This window comes from Zoogloea sp. 1C4, from assembly GCF_009469605.1.
Lineage (GTDB): Bacteria > Pseudomonadota > Gammaproteobacteria > Burkholderiales > Rhodocyclaceae > Zoogloea > Zoogloea oryzae.
In genome coordinates this window covers 19,535-35,103 of sequence record NZ_SSXU01000001.1, presented here as the reverse complement: position 1 = coordinate 35,103, position 15,569 = coordinate 19,535, and the positions used below count along the sequence as shown (strand labels likewise).

Sequence of the window (15,569 nt, the reverse complement as noted above, 5' to 3'; positions counted from 1 at the left end):
TTCGAAAACACCGATTATTGCCCACCGGGCAGCGGCTCCGAAGTGCAGCTACGGACAGACTTCGACGAAATGCGGCCAATTTCATCGAAGGGCTTCCAATGTCTCAAAAGCTGTGTATAATCTCGATCTCTCAAGTGCGCCCGTAGCTCAGTTGGATAGAGTACTTGGCTACGAACCAAGGGGTCGTGGGTTCGAATCCTGCCGGGCGCGCCAGTTTTAAACTGGTTTGAGATGTTGGAAAACGAGTCGCTTTGATGCGGCTCTTTTCAACTAAGGAGGGCAAGTCTCTCCGCCGGCTTCGTCGGCAAAATGTGAGTTTAGCGCCCGTAGCTCAGTTGGATAGAGTACTTGGCTACGAACCAAGGGGTCGTGGGTTCGAATCCTGCCGGGCGCGCCAAAACGTGAAAGGGACTGCAGAAATGCAGTCCCTTTTTGCGTTGGGAAATTGCCCTGCGTTGTGCGGGATGGCCGTGCCGGAAAGTTGATCTGCCTCAGTTTCTTTTAAATAGAAATAATTATCATTACCAAGAATATTTGATAGAGGCGGTCAAATGCGCTTTTGCGGATGGCACCTTGCGTGCGGGTTGTTGATGGGTTTCTTTGCCGCTTGCGCGACTGCGGACCCCGAAATCATGGTTCACGAGGCCGATCTTGCCAATCGGGGCGAGGTGGTCACGTCGCTGCACGCCAATCATGCCTGGCAGGGGCGCCGCTTCTCCGATGACGGCACCTGGCCGGCCCATCGGCTGACCTACGTGATGGCGGAGTTTGCTACTGGCCTGGTGCCGGGCTGGGAGGCTGGCGTGCATCTGCCGGTGATGCGCGGTGGCGTCGATGGCGCCTCGTCGGATAACGGGGCCTGGGGCGCGTCGGCCATCATGTTCCGTCTCAAGCACATCCGCCGAATCGGCGAAAACGGGTTCTACGGCTTCAACGCCGAGTACGACATCAATGCCCGCCGCTACGTGAGCGACCCTCGCGGCGCGGAGTTCCGCGGCATCGTCGGCTTTGACGGCGAGCGCGTGCGGATCACCGCCAACCCGCATCTGATGTGGGGCTGGGGCCGCGAGGACAGCCCCCGGTCACCCGATCTCAACCTCGATCTGAAGGTCTTGTACAAGGCGTCCGAAACCCTTGCCTGGGGTGTCGAGGCCTACACCGACGGTGGGCGGGTCAATCGCCTGCGGCCGGGGGACGGCGACCGGACGATCTATCTGGTGACCGAGTTCGAAACCCGGATCGGCGCGATCCACGTGGGTCTGGGGCAGGGCTTCAAGGAGACGCCGGAGCGTTACCTGCTGAAAGGGGTGTGGACGACGCGCTTCTGAGGCGCGCGACGTCCGTGCCGGTGAGCGCTCAGAGGAAGCGGTCGAGCATCTTCTTGCTGTGGGCGTCGAGGGCGTAGCGGTCGCGGATCAGGAAGTTGATGCCGCGGCTGTCGGCGATCAGCAGCGCCGGGCGCACCAACCGGCGGATGTCTTCCTCGCCCTTGAGCACCAGGCTGGTGGGGCCGCGGTCGGTGTCCACTTCCCAGGTGCTGGGGGTGGCGAAGCTGGAAACCGAGCGGATGCGCTCGATCACCGGCATGAACTCGCGGGTGGAAAGATCGGCTTCGAGGACCTCGCGGCTGGCCGGCGAGAGATCCGTGATACGGGTGATCCAGGCGACTTCCTCGCCCTCGGTGTTGACGAGGCCAATGCCTTCGGTGGGCGCTGCGATGGGGAAGGAGCGGACCGGATTGACCTGCTGGCGGGTGCCGTCCGGCGCCACGAAGACCAGCTGGCCGAAGCTGTTGCGTTCGAGAGTGATGGTGTGGGTCATGGTGGGCCTCAGGCGTTGGCGTGTTCGCGGTGCGGCGGGACGATGGGCTTGTCGGCGCCGATGGCGACATCGTCGAGCTTGCGCGTCTGGGCTTCGTAAAGACGGAAGTAGGCGCCCTGTTTTTCCATCAGCGCGTCGTGGTTGCCGATCTCGACGATCTGGCCCCGGTCGAGCACGACCAGCCGGTCGGCCTTGCGCAGGGTGGACAGGCGGTGGGCGATGGCGATGGTGGTGCGGCCGCGGATGAGGTTTTCGAGCGCAGCCTGGATTTCCATTTCGGTTTCGGTATCGACCGCCGAGGTGGCTTCGTCGAGGATCAGGATGCGCGGGTCGATCAGGAGCGCGCGGGCGATGGAGATCCGCTGGCGCTCGCCGCCGGACAGCGCCTGACCGCGCTCACCCACCAGCGAGTCGTAGCCGTGGGGCAGGCGCATGATGAAGTCGTGGGCGTGGGCCGCGCGGGCGGCGGAGATGATCTCGTCGCGGGTGGCGTCGGGCTTGCCGTAGGCGATGTTCTCGGCAATGGTGCCGAAGAACAGGAAGGGCTCCTGGAGTACCAGGCCGATGTTGCGGCGGTATTCGGACACCGGTACCGCGCGCACGTCGATGCCTTCGATGCGGATCGAGCCGTCGGTCACGTCGTAGAAGCGGCAGATCAGGTTGACCAGGGTGCTCTTGCCGGAACCCGAATGGCCGACCAGGCCGATCATCTCGCCGGGCTGGATCGACAGATCGACGCCCCGCAGGATGGTGCGGTTGCCGTGGCGGAAGCCGACCTTGCGGCACTCGATGGCGCCGGTGACGGCAGGCAGGTGCTGGGGCTTGGCGGGCTCGGGCACGCTGGAGACGTGGTCGAGGATGTCGAAGATGCGCTTGGCGCCGGCGGCGGCCTTCTGGGTGAAGGACACGATGCGGCTCATGGAATCCAGCCGGGTGTAGAAGCGCGAAATGTAGGTGAGGAAGGCGGTGAGCACGCCGACGGTGATCGACTTGTCGGCCACCAGCCAGATGCCGAAACCCCACACGATGAGGAGGCCGACTTCGGTGGCGAGGGTGACGGTGGGCGAGAACACCGACCAGATGCGATTGACCCGGTCGTTCACCTGAAGGTTGTGCATGTTGGCATCCTTGAAGCGATTGACCTCGCGCTTTTCCTGGGCGAAGGCCTTGACGACGCGGATGCCGGGGATGGTGTCGGCGAGCACGCTGGTGACTTCGGACCACACCCGGTCGACCTGCTCGAAACCGTAGCGCAGGCGGTCGCGCACGGCGTGGATCAGCCAGGCGATGAAGGGCAGCGGCACCAGGGTGACGAGCGCCAGCCAGGGGTTGATCGAGATGAGGATCGCCGCTGTCATGGTGATCATCAGCACGTCGGTGGCGAAATCCAGCAGCTGCAGCGACAGGAACAGGGTGATCCGGTCGGTTTCGGCGCCGATCCGCGACATCAGGTCGCCGGTGCGCTTGCCGCCGAAGTATTCGAGCGACAGGCCCTGGAGGTGCTCGTAGGTAGTGATGCGCAGGTCGGCGCCGATGCGTTCGCTGGCCAGGGCGAGGATGTAGGTCTTGGCCCAGCCGAGGCTCCAGGCCACCAGCGCGGCGGCGAACAGGCCGCCGAGCAGCATCATGACCTTGTGGCTGTCGATGGGCACGCCGTTCTGGAAGGGGATCAGCACCTCGTCCATCAGCGGCATGGTGAGGTAGGGCGGGACCAGCGTGGCGCCGGTGGACAGCAGGGTGAGGATGAAACCGGCCAGCAGCTGGCCCTTGTACGGCCGGGCGAAGCGCCACAGGCGCAGCAGCGTCCAGGTGGACGGCGGGGTGTGGATCTCCCGGGCGCAGGTGGGGCATTCGTCGGTCCCCGGGGGCAGCGGCGCGTCGCAGGTGGGGCAGGTGAGGGGCTCGGGCGGAGCCGGCTGGCGGCCTGCCAGCACGCATTCGAGCTGGGCCTTGAAGCGGTCGGCCAGGTTGTGGGCTGCCGGATCGAGGGCCAGGGTGAAGCGCCAGCCGTCGAGTTTTGCGGTGGCGTCGATCAGGTCGAGACTGGCGACGCCGGCCTGATCCCGGTGGCGCAGCACCATGCCGTCGCGGAATTCCCAGGAGCGCCAGTCCTGCGTCTCGTGATCCCAGCCGAGGAGCCGCTTCGAGGTGAGCGCGACGAGGCCGCTGCGAAACTGCAGGCGGGTGTCGAGATCGAGGGCGAGGCTGGCGAGCACCTTCTCGTCCGGCGCCAGGGCGGCGTCGAGGCGGGGGCGCCACGCGTCGGGTACGGCGGGCCCCAGGTAGTCGGAATAGGCGGGAGCGGCGTGAACGTGGGGGGAGGACTCGGAATTCATCTTGGGGGACGCGATAAGGCCACAGCAAACGGCCAGCGTAGGGCAAAATTGCGAGCGAAGTTTACTGACTCGTTACAAGCGCGTATACCCGCATCGGGGCGTGGCTGCCTCACGTTGCGAATATTTTTGCGGTCGGTAATCCGGCGAGCCCTTGCTGCGTTATGCCCGGATCAGGCCCGAATTTGAAAGCCCAGCCTGCACGTTCGTTATCTCCACACCTTGCCCATGACCAACAAAACGATCGACTTCCTCAATATCCTCCACCTGCGCGGGCCGAACATCTGGACCTACCGCTCGGTTCTTGAAGCATGGGTCGATATCCACGACCTGGAAGATTGCCCGTCCAACGTCATCCCCGGCCTGCCCGACCGTCTCACCAAGATGTTGCCGACGCTGATCGAACACCGCTGCAGCATCGGCGAGCGGGGCGGCTTCGTCAAACGCCTGCACGACGGCACCTGGCCCGGTCACATCCTCGAACACGTCACCCTCGAACTGCAGAACCTCGCCGGGATGTCCGGCGGCTTCGGCAAGGCCCGCGAGACCTCCGAGCGCGGTGTTTACAAGGTCGTCATCCGCGCCTGGCAGAAGGACGTGTCGCTGGCCGCCCTCAACATGGGCCGCGACCTGCTGATGGCCGCCATCGAGGATCGCCCCTACGACGTGGACGCCGCGGTGGCCAAGCTGCGCGACCTGGTGGACGACTACATGCTCGGCCCCAGCACCCGCTGCATCGTCGAAGCCGCGGCCGACAAGAACCGCCGCATCCCTTACATCCGCCTGCTGGCCGAGGCCAACCTCGTGCAGTTGGGCTACGGCGCCCGCCAGCGCCGCATCTGGACCGCCGAGACCGACCGCACCCCGGCCATCGCCGAGGGCATCGCCAGCGAGAAGGACCTCACCAAGCGTCTGCTCGCCTCCTGCGGCGTGCCTGTGCCCGAGGGCGAGGTGGTCGCCAGCGTCGAGGAAGCCATCTCTGCGGCCGAGGACATCGGCTACCCGGTGGTGGTCAAGCCCACCGACGGCAACCACGCCCGCGGCGTGTTCACCAACATCATGACCGCCGAAGAGGTCGCCGCGGCCTTCCCGCTGGCCGCCGCCGAGGGTTCCGAGGTGATGGTCGAGCGCTTCATCAGGGGCACCGAGCACCGCATCCTGGTGGTGGGCGGCAAGATGGTCGCCGCTAACATGGGTGAGGCCGTGTCGGTGATCGGCGACGGCAAGTCAACCATCGACGAGCTCATCGAAACCCAGATCAACACCGATCCGCGCCGCGGCGTGGAGCACGAGTTCCCGCTGTACGTGATCAGCCTGGATCGCTTCCCGGCCGCGAAGATGGAAGTCGAGCGCCAGGGCTTCACCGGCAGCTCGGTGCCGCCCGAAGGCCACGAGGTGATGATCGTCCGCACCAGCAACATGGCCTTCGACGTGACCGACGAGGTGCACCCCGACACCGCCGAGCTGGCCTGTCTGGCCGCGCGCATCGTCGGGCTCGACATCGCCGGCATCGATCTGGTCTGCGAGGACATCTCCAAGCCGCTGGACCAGCAGCGCGGCGCCATCGTCGAAGTCAACGCCGGCCCGGGCCTGCTGATGCACATCAAGCCGGCCGTCGGCCAGCCGCGCCCGGTGGGCGAGGCCATCGTCGCGCACCTGTTCGAGAAGGACGAGGACTCGCGCATCCCGGTGGTCGGTGTCACGGGCAGCCGCGGCAAGACCCCGGTCGCTCGCCTGATCGCCCACCTGCTGCGCCTGTCGGGCCAGTACACCGGTCTTGCGTGCAGCGAGGGCGTGTTCCTCGATGGCCGTCAGGTCGAAACCCCCGAAGGCACCAACTGGGACGCCGCCGAGCGTGTGCTGATGAACCGCTCGGTCGAGGCCGCGGTGTTCGAGAACAGCTGCCGCAGCATCCTGTCCGACGGCACGGTGTACGACCGCTGCCTGGTGGGCGTGGTCACCAACGTTGATCCCGAGATGCATTTCGGCGAGTTCTACATCGACTCCGCCGAGAAGGTCTGGAACGTCTTCCGCACCCAGGTCGATCTGGTGCTGTCCTATGGTGTCGCGGTGCTCAACGCCGAAGACCCGGCGGTGGTCGAGATGGCCCCGCTGTCCGACGGCGAGGTGATCTTCTACGGGGTGGATGGCAACAACGAAGCCATCGTCGCTGCCCGCGCCGAAGGCAAGCGCGCGGTGTTCGTGAAGGACGGCGCGATCGTCCTCGCCACGGGCGCCGACGAAGCGCCGGTGGCCCGTCTGGCCCGGATCGCCATGCTGGCGAACGGTGCTGGCGAGAAGCCGGGCGTGCTGTCCAACCTGCTGGGTGCGGTGGCCGGCGCGTGGGCGCTGGGCGTGGCGCCGGAGATCATCCGCGCCGGCGTCAAGCCCTACGACCCGACCGCACCGCTGCGCGCCGACTGAACCCGGCCGGGCATACGAGATACGCGGCCGTCGGCATGGCGGCCGCCAGAACAAAGAGACAAGGACAGTCATCCATGGAAGTTTCCCGCATCCGTGCGCTGCGCGGCCCCAACCTGTGGAGCCGGCACACCGCGATCGAAGCCATCGTGTCGTGCACCGAAAGCGAACGTGACATCGATTCCATCCCCGGCTATGAGCCGCGCCTGCGCAACCTTTTCCCCGAAATGGGTTTCCTCGAGACCGACGGCCATCAGGGCTCGATCTCCATGGCCCAGGCGCTGGAGCTCGCCGCCCTCGGCCTGCAGGCCTGCGCCGGTTGCCCGGTAACCTTCAGCCGCACCGCCGCCACCCTCGAGAAGGGCGTGTATCAGGTGGTGGTGGAATACACCGAAGAGAAGGTCGGCCGCCTCGCCTTCGAGCTGGCAATGGAGCTCATCAGCGCCGCCGCCACCGAAGACGGCGTGTTCGATCTGGCTGGCGCGCTGGCCCGCCTGCAGGAGCTCGACGAGGACGTGCGCCTCGGCCCCTCCACGGGCTCCATCGTCCAGGCCGCCGTGGCCCGGGGCATCCCGTACCGCCGCCTGACCGAAGGCAGCCTCGTGCAGTTTGGCTGGGGCAGCAAGCAGCGCCGCATCCAGGCCGCCGAAACCGACCTGACCAGCGCCGTGGCCGAAGCCATCGCCCAGGACAAGGAGCTCACCAAGACCCTGCTGCGCGCCGCCGGCGTGCCGGTGCCGCTGGGCCGCTCGGTCAATGACGCCGAAGACGCCTGGCTCGCCGCCCGCGAGATCGGCGGCCTCGTGGTGGTCAAGCCCCGCGACGGCAACCAGGGCAAGGGCGTGGCGGTCAAGCTGCGCACCAAGGAAGAAGTCCAGGCCGCCTTCAAGGTGGCCTACGAGATCAGCGACGACGTGATGGTCGAGCGCTACCTGCCGGGCCACGATTACCGCTTCCTGGTGATCGGCGACAAGCTGGTCGCCGCGGCCCGCCGCGAGCCGCCGCTGGTGATCGGCGACGGCCGGCTCACCATCCGCCAGCTGGTCGAGAAGGTGAACGCCGATCCGCGCCGTGGCACCGGCCACGCCACCTCGCTCACCAAGATCCGCTTCGACGAGATCGCCATCGCCACCCTCGAGAAGCAGGGCTTCAGCGCCGAATCCGTGCCGCCCAAGGGCAAGCGGGTGATCCTGCGCAACAACGCCAACCTCTCCACCGGTGGCACCGCCACCGACGTGACCGACGACGTCCACCCCGAAGTCGCAGAGCGGGCCATCGCTGCGGCCAAGAACATCGGCCTCGACATCTGCGGCGTCGATGTGGTGTGCGAGAACGTCCTCGAACCCCTCGAAGCCCAGAGCGGCGGCATCGTCGAATGCAACGCCGCGCCGGGCCTGCGGATGCACCTCCAGCCGTCCTTCGGCAAGGGGCGTCCGGTGGGCGAGGCCATCATCGCCAACATGTTCAAGCCCGGCGAGAACGGCCGTATTCCGGTGGTGGCCGTTGCCGGCACCAACGGCAAGACGACCACCGTGCGCCTCACCGCCCACCTGCTGGGCGTGGCCGGCAACACCGTGGGCATGACCAACTCGGACGGCGTGTACGTGGGCAAGCGGCGCATCGACACCGGTGACTGCTCCGGCCCGCGCAGCGCCCGCAACATCCTGCTGCACCCGGATGTGGACGCCGCGGTGTTCGAAACCGCCCGCGGCGGCGTGCTCCGCGAGGGCCTCGCCTTCGACCGCTGCGACGTGGCGGTGGTGACCAACATCGGCATGGGTGACCACCTGGGCCTGTCCTACATCAGCACGGTGGAAGACCTCGCCGTGGTGAAGCGCGTGATCGTCCAGAACGTGGCGCCCCATGGCACCGCGGTGCTCAACGCGGCCGACCCGATGGTCGTCAAGATGGCCGGCGCCTGCCCGGGCTCGGTGATGTTCTTCGCGGTCGATCCGGCTAATCACGTGCTCGCCACCCACCGCGCCCAGGGGCGCAAGGTGGTGTTCGTGGATGGCGGCGACATCGTGGCCTTTGAAGGTGGCGAGAAGTTCCGCGTGTCGCTGGCGGGCATTCCGATCACCCGCAACGGCACCATCAGCTTCCAGATCGAGAACGCGATGGCCTCGCTGGCAGCCGGCTGGGCGCTGGGCCTGGATGTGGAGACCATCCGCAAGGGCATGGCGACTTTCGTGAACGACGCCGCCACCGCGCCGGGCCGCTTCAACGTGTTCGACTACAAGGGCGCCACGCTGATCGCCGACTATGGCCACAACCCGGACGCGATCCTGGCGCTGGTGCAGGCCGTCGAGAGTATGCCGGCCAAGCGCCGCTCGGTGGTCATCAGCGGTGCGGGCGACCGTCGCGACGAGGACATCCGCGAGCAGACCCGCATCCTCGGCAAGGTGTTCGACGACGTGGTGCTGTACCAGGACGAATGCCAGCGCGGCCGTGCCGACGGCGAAGTGCTGGCGCTGCTCCGCGAAGGTCTCGAAGGCGCGCCGCGGACCCGCGACGTGTGCGAGATCCGCGGCGAGTTCCTGGCCATCGACACCGCGCTGGGCAAGCTCGACAACGGCGACCTGTGCCTGATCCTGATCGACCAGGTGGAGGAAGCGCTGGAGCACATCGCCAAGCGCATCGCCGAGCTGGGCTGATCGCCCGGGATTGTTGCTGATCTGGCAACAATCCCGCGTTGATTGTTGCAGTCAGCGACCGGGTTTCACGCAAAAGCCGGTTTTACGCAAAAGCCTTCTGCCAGCTGGTGGAAGGCTTTTGTGCGTTCACGCCGGTGTTCGTCGCTCCAGCCCAGTTCGTCGGCCAGAATGGCGGCCACCGGTGCAGCGGCTTCGATGGCGGCCCGGGCATCGACGAACAGGGCGCGGTGACGGCGAGCGAGGATGTCTTCCACGTCCCGCGCCAGCTCGAAGCGCACGGCGTGGCGGACCTCGGCCTCGGTGAGCGTCAGCCGCGGGTGGAGCCGCACGCCGGCGCCGGGCAGGGCGTCGGCCAGCGGACGGTCGGTGCCGAGCACGTCGTCGGACGGCCCGGCCGTGGCACCGTGGAGGTGCAGCGTGGCCGTGGTGCTGGGGCGGTGGGCGAGCCGGGCGACGGCTTCGGCCTGGTCGACGATCTGCCGGGCCATGTGCCGGTAGGTCGTCCATTTGCCGCCCGCCACCGACACCAGCCCGGTGGGTGAGGTGCGGATCATGTGCTCCCGCGACAGCGCGGCGGTGCTGCCGTTCTGGCCGGCGCCGATCAGCGGGCGCAGCCCGGCAAAGCCGCTCAGCACATCGGCCCGGGCGGGCGCACGGCTCAGGTAGCGGCCGGCAGTGGCGAGGATGAAGTCGATTTCCTCGTCGAGGGGCAGGGGCTCCAGTGGGGTATCGCGGCGCGGGGTGTCGGTGGTGCCGAGCAGCACCTTGCCCTGCCAGGGAATCGCGAACAGCACCCGGCCGTCGGGAGTCTGGGGAATCAGCAGCGCGGTGTCGGCGGGGAGGAAATCCCGGTCGATCACCAGATGGGCGCCCTGGCTGGGGGCCAGCTGGGCAGGCGATTCCGGGCTGTCGAGCCGGCGCAGGTCGTCGGCCCATACGCCGGCGGCGTTGATGACGGCTTTGGCCTCGATGGCGAAGACCTCGCCGGCTTCGGCGTCCCGTGCGACGACGCCGGTGATGCGGCCCGCCGCGTGGCGCAGGCCGGTGACGGGCAGGTAGTTGAGCGCCAGCCCGCCCAGGTCGAACACCGTGCGCATCAGAGTGACGGCGAGGCGCGCGTCGTCGAAGCGGGCGTCCTGGTAGGCGATGCCACCGACGAGGCCCTCGCGACGCACGCCGGGCAGTGCGGCGAGGGTGTCGGCGGGCGACAGCAGCCGGCTGGGGCCCAGGCTGTGACGCCCGGCCAGCCAGTCGTAAGCGGTGAGCCCGACGCCGAGCATCAGCCTGTCCCACTGGCGATACACCGGCACCACGAAGCGCTGGGGATGGACGAGGTGGGGGGCGTTGGCGAGGAGGATCGAGCGTTCGGCCAGGGCTTCACGGACGAGGCCGATCCGCCCCTGAGCGAGGTAGCGCACGCCGCCGTGGATCAGCTTGGTGGAGCGGGAGCTGGTGCCCTTGGCAAAGTCGTGGGCTTCGAGGAGCAGGGTGAGATGGCCGCGGGCTGCGGCGTCCACCGCGCAGCCCAGTCCGGTGGCGCCGCCGCCGATCACCAGCACGTCCCAGCAGGGCGTGGTGCGCAGATGGGCGAGCAGGGCGGGGCGGCGCATGGCGGGTCAGCCGGTGGCCCAGTCGCGGCTGCGCTCGACGGCCCGGTGCCATTCGGCCAGCCGGGTGTGGCGCCAGTCGTCACTGCGGGCGGGCTCGAAGATCCGCTCGGCCTGCCAGTGGGCCGCAAGCTCGGCGGGGCTTTGCCAGACACCCACCGCGAGGCCGGCAAAATACGCGGCGCCGAGGGCGGTGGTTTCGATCTTGCGGGGGCGGATCACCGGCACGCCCAGCAGGTCGGCCTGGGTCTGCAGCAGCAGGTTGTTGCGGGCAGCGCCGCCGTCGGCGCGCAGTTCGGCCAGCGGGCCGGCGCCGTCGCGGTTCATGGCGTCCACCAGATCGACCGTCTGTAGCGCGATGGCGTCCAGCGCCGCGCGGGCGAGGTGGGCGCGGGTGACGCCGGCGGTGAGCCCGACCAGCGCGCCGCGGGCGGTGCCGTCCCAGTACGGGGCGCCGAGGCCGGCGAAGGCGGGCACCAGCACCGCGCCGTTCGTGTCGGGCACGCTGGCGGCGAGGGCCTCCACGTCGTCGGTTTGCTGGATGATTCCCAGCCCGTCCCGCAGCCAGCGCACAACCGCGCCGCCGATGAAGACGCTGCCTTCCAGCATGTAGGTGGCTGGCGCGGCGCCGCTAAGCTGCCAGCCGAGGGTGGTCAGCAGGCGGTTGGTGGACGCGACGGGCTGGGTGCCGGTATTGAGCATCAGGAAGCAGCCGGTGCCGTAGGTGTTCTTGGCGCTGCCCGGCGCGTGGCAGGCCTGGCCGAAGGTGGCGGCCTGTTGGTCGCCGGCCAGCCCCCCGATGGGGATCGCTGCGCCGAACAGCGCGGGATCGGTCTCGCCGATCACGGCGCTTGTGGGCACGACCTCCGGCAGCAGGGCGCGGGGGATGTCGAACAGGGCGAGAAGCGCATCGTCCCAGCACTGGCGGTGGATGTCGAAGAGCATCGTGCGCGAGGCGTTGCTGGGGTCGGTGACGTGGCGCCTTCCGCCGGTGAGCTGCCAAACAAGCCAGCTGTCGATGGTGCCGAAGGCGAGCTCGCCAGCTTCGGCCCGGCGGCGGGCGTCGGGGATGTGATTGAGTAGCCAGGCGAGCTTGGTGGCGGAAAAGTACGCGTCAAGCTCCAGCCCGCTGCGCGCGCGGATCAGCCCGGCGTGGCCGGCGGCGCGCAGGGCTTCGCAGGCCGGCACGGTGCGGCGGTCCTGCCAGACGATGGCGGGGGCGAGGGGCTGGCCGCTGCGGCGATCCCACAGCACGGTGGTTTCACGCTGGTTGGCGATGCCGATGGCGGCCACGTCGCGGGCGCTGTGGCCTGCGCTGGCCAGGGCGCGGCGGGCGCAGTCGAGCTGGGTGCGCCAGATCTCGCCGGCGTTGTGCTCGACCCAGCCGGGCTGGGGGTAGGACTGGTGGAATTCCTGCTGAGCCAGGGCAAGGGCGGTGCCCGATTCGTCGAAGACGATGGCGCGGCTGCTGCTGGTGCCCTGGTCGAGGGCGAGAAGGACGGGCATGGCGTGCACTCCTCGAAACGGCGCCGGCTTCGGCGCGATCTTCAGGCTTGCAGCATACGCACTTCGGGGTGGTCGGCGCTAGCAGCCGCTGCCGGATTTTCGGGTGAAGCCGAAGCCACCGCCGCCCAGGCTGGGCGGCTGGATGCAGATCATCAGCGCGAGGGAGCGGGCCGACTTGGCGATGTCCGGCGGGAAGGCCGAGAAGGGCGCGGCCTGATTGACCACCGACTTCACGAAGGCGATCTCTTCCTGCTGGTCGCCGCTGCGCACGACGATGAAGCTCTTCAGGCTGCCGTCCGGGTTGAGGCGCACCTCCACCGAGGCCGGCTGAATGCCCCGGGCGCGGGGGTCGTTCTTCACAAAGCTGGCGCTGCGGTTGAGCTTCTTGACCAGGGAGTCCAGGTAGAACTCCAGGCTGAAGGGGTCGATGGGCGGGCTGTTGGGGATGCGCTCGATGAGGTCGAACGGGTCGTCCCGGTGACGGCGGCTTTCCCGTGCACCCTCGCGGGCACTTTCACGGGCGATCTCGCGGGCCATGCCGAGGGATCGCTCGGCGAGGTCTGGCTTGGGCGGGGTGGGGCGGGGCTTGGCTTCGGTAGCGAGTTCGTTGAGGAAATTGTCCATTTCCTCTTTCTGGGCGACCGTCCATTTGGGCGTTGACTCGGCCGCGCGCTGCGTTGTGGTGGAGGGCTTGCGGGCGGTGAGGATGCGCGGCCTGTCGGGGGGCGGCGCGGGCTTGGCGGTAGGTTTTGCTTTGGGCCGGGGCGCCGGCGCAGGGGGACGGACGTCGGCCTTGGGTGCTGCGGCGACGGGCGCGAGGCGTGCCTGCAGGGCAGGCTGCGGGGGTGTTTCGGGCTTTTCGACGTGAAGCAGCAGGACGAGCGCGTGCGCGGCGACGGAAACCGCCAGGGCGAACAGCAGGCGGCGCGATGGAGCAGGGCTGCGCAAATCGGACATCGGCCGGATTTTAGACCGGCCGATGTCCGAGCGCGAAGCTTTTCGGCGTGGACGTCAGACCGGCGCGCGCACCCGCTGGCGATCCGGTTCCAGGCCGTAGCGCTTGAGCTTGAGGTACAGCGTGCTCTTGGCAACCCCCAGCTGCCGCGCCGCGCCGGTGAGGTTGCCGCCGGTGGCGGCGATGGCGCGGCGGATCAGCTCCAGCTCGCCTTCGGCCATGCTGCACACCACGGGCGCTGCCTTGGGCTGCGGACCGGTTGTGTTGTCGGCGGAGACTTCACCGGTGCAGCCCGCGAGTTCGGGCGGCAGCGCATCCATGCCGATGACCGGGGTGCCGCTCATCAGCACCATGCTTTCGATGGCGTTGCGCAGTTCGCGCACGTTGCCCGGCCAGGCGTAGGCCTGCAGCCTTTCGAGCACACCGGGGCCGAGGGTGCGCGGGCCGGTGTGGTGGGCAGTGGTGAAGCGTTCGAGGAACAGGTCGGCGAGGGGCACGATGTCTTCACTGCGTTCCCGCAGCGGAGGCAGGTGCAGGGTGGTGACCGCGACGCGGTAGTACAGGTCCATCCGGAAACGGCCGGCGGCGACCTCCTCGCGGAGGTTGCGGTGGGTGGCGGCGACGAGGCGGAAATTGACCTTGCGCGGGGTGTTCTCGCCGAGGCGGTAGAGCTCGCCTTCCTCAAGCACGCGCAGCAGGTGGGGCTGCAGGTCGAGGGGCATCTCGCCGATCTCGTCGAGGAACAGGGTGCCGCCGTCGGCCGCCTCGATCTTGCCCATCAGCCCGCCCTTGCGGGCACCGGTGAAGGCGCCCTCGGCGTAACCGAAGAGCTCGCTGGCGAGCAGGTCGCGGGACAGCCCGCCGCAGTTGAGCGCCACGTAGGTGCCGCCGGCGCTGGGGCTGGCTTCGTGGATGCCGCGGGCGAACTCCTCCTTGCCGACGCCGGTCTCGCCCAGCAGCAGCACCGGCACCCGCGAGCGCGCCAGCTGGCGGGCCTTGTCCACGGCGGCGAGGAGCGGCGGGTGGTGGCTGACGATGGAGGCGAAGTTGCGCGGCCGCGGGGCTGCCGGCCTGGCGGCTACGGCTTCAGGGCGGGGAGTGGGCCGCCCGCTGCGGGGCACGGGCATGACCAGCAGGGTGCCGATGTGCTGCCCCTTGCTCATCACCGGCACCAGCCAGTCGTCGCTCATCCAGGCGGGCAGCGGGCCGATGGGCGCGCTGGGGTTGCCGTGGGTGAGGGCCATCACCGGCAGCCGGGCGGGCGCCGCGACATTGAGATCCCCGCCCCGGGCGGCAATGGCGGCGGCCGCGTATTCGTTGATCTTGACTGGCCAGCCGCGCCGGTCGAAGAGCACCAGCCCGTCGCCGGCGCAGGCGCTCCAGCGGTTCATCGTGCCTTCGAGGAGGCGGTAGCGCAGCTCCATCTCCCGGGTGGCGAGGCGGTTCTCGATGCGGCTGGCGGTGGTGACGGCGAGGGCCAGGCTCTGCCGGCTGTAGGTTTCGGAGAGGCCGGAGACGTCGATCACGCCGAGGATTTCGCCATCCTGCGGGTGGCGGATGACCGCGGCGGAACAGGTCCAGCGCTTGATGCCGGCGCAGTAGTGCTCGGAAGAGTGGATCTGCACCGGCTGCCCGACGGCCAGCGCGGTGCCGATGGCGTTGGTGCCGCACAGGCGCTCGGCCCAGCTCACGCCGGGGACGAGCTGGATGGAGCTGGCGGTGTCCATCGTCGCCGGGTCGCCCTCCATCGTGAGGATGGTGCACTGGGTGTCGGCCAGCAGCATCATGGTGCCGGTTTCGGAGAGGAAATCCCGGGCGCAGGCCATCACCGGGGCGCTGGCTTCGAGCAGGTCGCCGTTGGTCTGGATGAGGTCGTGCAGGGCGTGGTCGGCGATGGGCGGCGGGGCGTGCTGGCGATCCGGGTCGACCCGCGCCTGCTGGCAGCGGCGCCAGGAGCGGTCCACCAGGCTGCGCAGGGTGTTGCAGCGGCCGTCGTCTCCCTTGAGGAAGGATTCCCAGGCGGTCATCACCGCGCGGTCGTTACAGGGATCGGAGAACAAGGCAGCCTCCGACACGGGATTCGTTCATGTCATCCTCCTTTGGTGGCGCCGGGCGGGGGCTGCGTCCGATGGAGGCAGCGGCGTTTGTTGTGGTGTGGCTTGCTCGACCGACCCGGGCATGACCGGTCTGCGCCGGTCAGGTTACAGATTAGCAAATGGGATGCCATTTTTCTGCAATGCCCGAAGACCGCGGTACAGGCGGATCTGCCGCG

At 68.4% G+C, this 15,569-nt stretch carries 9 protein-coding genes and 2 tRNA genes; 5 read left to right on the top strand and 6 right to left on the bottom strand.

The annotated features are described in order from the left end of the window. The first annotated feature begins 136 nt into the window (after positions 1-136). From GH681_RS00130 to GH681_RS00120, 3 genes are all read left to right on the top strand, one after another. Positions 137-213: transfer RNA gene (locus tag GH681_RS00130), tRNA-Arg, on the top strand. A gap of 107 nt (positions 214-320) precedes the next feature. Beyond that, positions 321-397: transfer RNA gene (locus GH681_RS00125), tRNA-Arg, on the top strand. Between the two features lie 235 nt (positions 398-632). Beyond that, positions 633-1,328 (top strand): hypothetical protein, encoded by a 696-nt coding sequence (locus tag GH681_RS00120; protein ID WP_153159433.1) that lies wholly within the window; start codon positions 633-635, stop codon positions 1,326-1,328. Between the two features lie 28 nt (positions 1,329-1,356). On the opposite strand, the gene GH681_RS00115 is transcribed toward GH681_RS00120, so the two are convergent. Together GH681_RS00115 and GH681_RS00110 are read right to left on the bottom strand one after the other, a co-directional pair. After that, positions 1,357-1,821, bottom strand: coding sequence for a DUF1854 domain-containing protein (locus GH681_RS00115; RefSeq protein ID WP_153159432.1), 465 nt, complete (start codon positions 1,819-1,821; stop codon positions 1,357-1,359). A gap of 8 nt (positions 1,822-1,829) precedes the next feature. Next, positions 1,830-4,157 carry an ABC transporter ATP-binding protein gene (locus GH681_RS00110; protein WP_153159431.1) on the bottom strand — a complete coding sequence of 776 codons (2,328 nt, stop codon included), beginning with the start codon at positions 4,155-4,157 and terminating at the stop codon, positions 1,830-1,832. A 225-nt stretch (positions 4,158-4,382) separates the two neighbouring features. Between GH681_RS00110 and cphA (GH681_RS00105) the strand changes: the two genes are divergently transcribed. After that, positions 4,383-6,578 (top strand): cyanophycin synthetase, encoded by a 2,196-nt coding sequence (gene cphA / locus GH681_RS00105; RefSeq protein WP_153159430.1) that lies wholly within the window; start codon positions 4,383-4,385, stop codon positions 6,576-6,578. Positions 6,579-6,652: 74 nt separating this feature from the next. Next, complete coding sequence (gene cphA, locus GH681_RS00100; RefSeq protein WP_153159429.1) at positions 6,653-9,229, top strand: cyanophycin synthetase; 2,577 nt, start codon at positions 6,653-6,655, stop codon at positions 9,227-9,229. 65 nt (positions 9,230-9,294) lie between these two features. On the opposite strand, the gene GH681_RS00095 is transcribed toward cphA (GH681_RS00100), so the two are convergent. The 4 genes from GH681_RS00095 to GH681_RS00080 form a co-directional block, all read right to left on the bottom strand. Further along, positions 9,295-10,839 carry a glycerol-3-phosphate dehydrogenase/oxidase gene (locus GH681_RS00095; protein ID WP_153159428.1) on the bottom strand — a complete coding sequence of 515 codons (1,545 nt, stop codon included), beginning with the start codon at positions 10,837-10,839 and terminating at the stop codon, positions 9,295-9,297. Between the two features lie 6 nt (positions 10,840-10,845). After that, the gene (gene glpK, locus GH681_RS00090) at positions 10,846-12,342 is read right to left on the bottom strand and encodes a glycerol kinase GlpK (protein WP_153159427.1); all 1,497 of its coding nucleotides are present in this window, start codon (positions 12,340-12,342) and stop codon (positions 10,846-10,848) included. Between the two features lie 78 nt (positions 12,343-12,420). Continuing rightward, on the bottom strand, positions 12,421-13,299 hold the full coding sequence (locus tag GH681_RS00085) for a hypothetical protein (protein ID WP_153159426.1): 879 nt from the start codon (positions 13,297-13,299) through the stop codon (positions 12,421-12,423). A 54-nt stretch (positions 13,300-13,353) separates the two neighbouring features. Next, on the bottom strand, positions 13,354-15,357 hold the full coding sequence (locus GH681_RS00080) for a sigma-54-dependent Fis family transcriptional regulator (RefSeq protein WP_228111718.1): 2,004 nt from the start codon (positions 15,355-15,357) through the stop codon (positions 13,354-13,356). Positions 15,358-15,569: the final 212 nt, after the last annotated feature.

Excerpts from the sequence above, each read along its gene's own strand:
- GH681_RS00120 (WP_153159433.1), top strand. The coding sequence starts at position 633 with ATGGTTCACGAGGCCGATCTTGCCAATCGGGGCGAGGTGGTCACGTCG.
- GH681_RS00115 (WP_153159432.1), bottom strand. The coding sequence starts at position 1,821 with ATGACCCACACCATCACTCTCGAACGCAACAGCTTCGGCCAGCTGGTC.
- GH681_RS00110 (WP_153159431.1), bottom strand. The coding sequence starts at position 4,157 with ATGAATTCCGAGTCCTCCCCCCACGTTCACGCCGCTCCCGCCTATTCC.
- cphA (WP_153159430.1), top strand. The coding sequence starts at position 4,383 with ATGACCAACAAAACGATCGACTTCCTCAATATCCTCCACCTGCGCGGG.
- cphA (WP_153159429.1), top strand. The coding sequence starts at position 6,653 with ATGGAAGTTTCCCGCATCCGTGCGCTGCGCGGCCCCAACCTGTGGAGC.
- GH681_RS00095 (WP_153159428.1), bottom strand. The coding sequence starts at position 10,839 with ATGCGCCGCCCCGCCCTGCTCGCCCATCTGCGCACCACGCCCTGCTGG.
- glpK (WP_153159427.1), bottom strand. The coding sequence starts at position 12,342 with ATGCCCGTCCTTCTCGCCCTCGACCAGGGCACCAGCAGCAGCCGCGCC.
- GH681_RS00085 (WP_153159426.1), bottom strand. The coding sequence starts at position 13,299 with ATGTCCGATTTGCGCAGCCCTGCTCCATCGCGCCGCCTGCTGTTCGCC.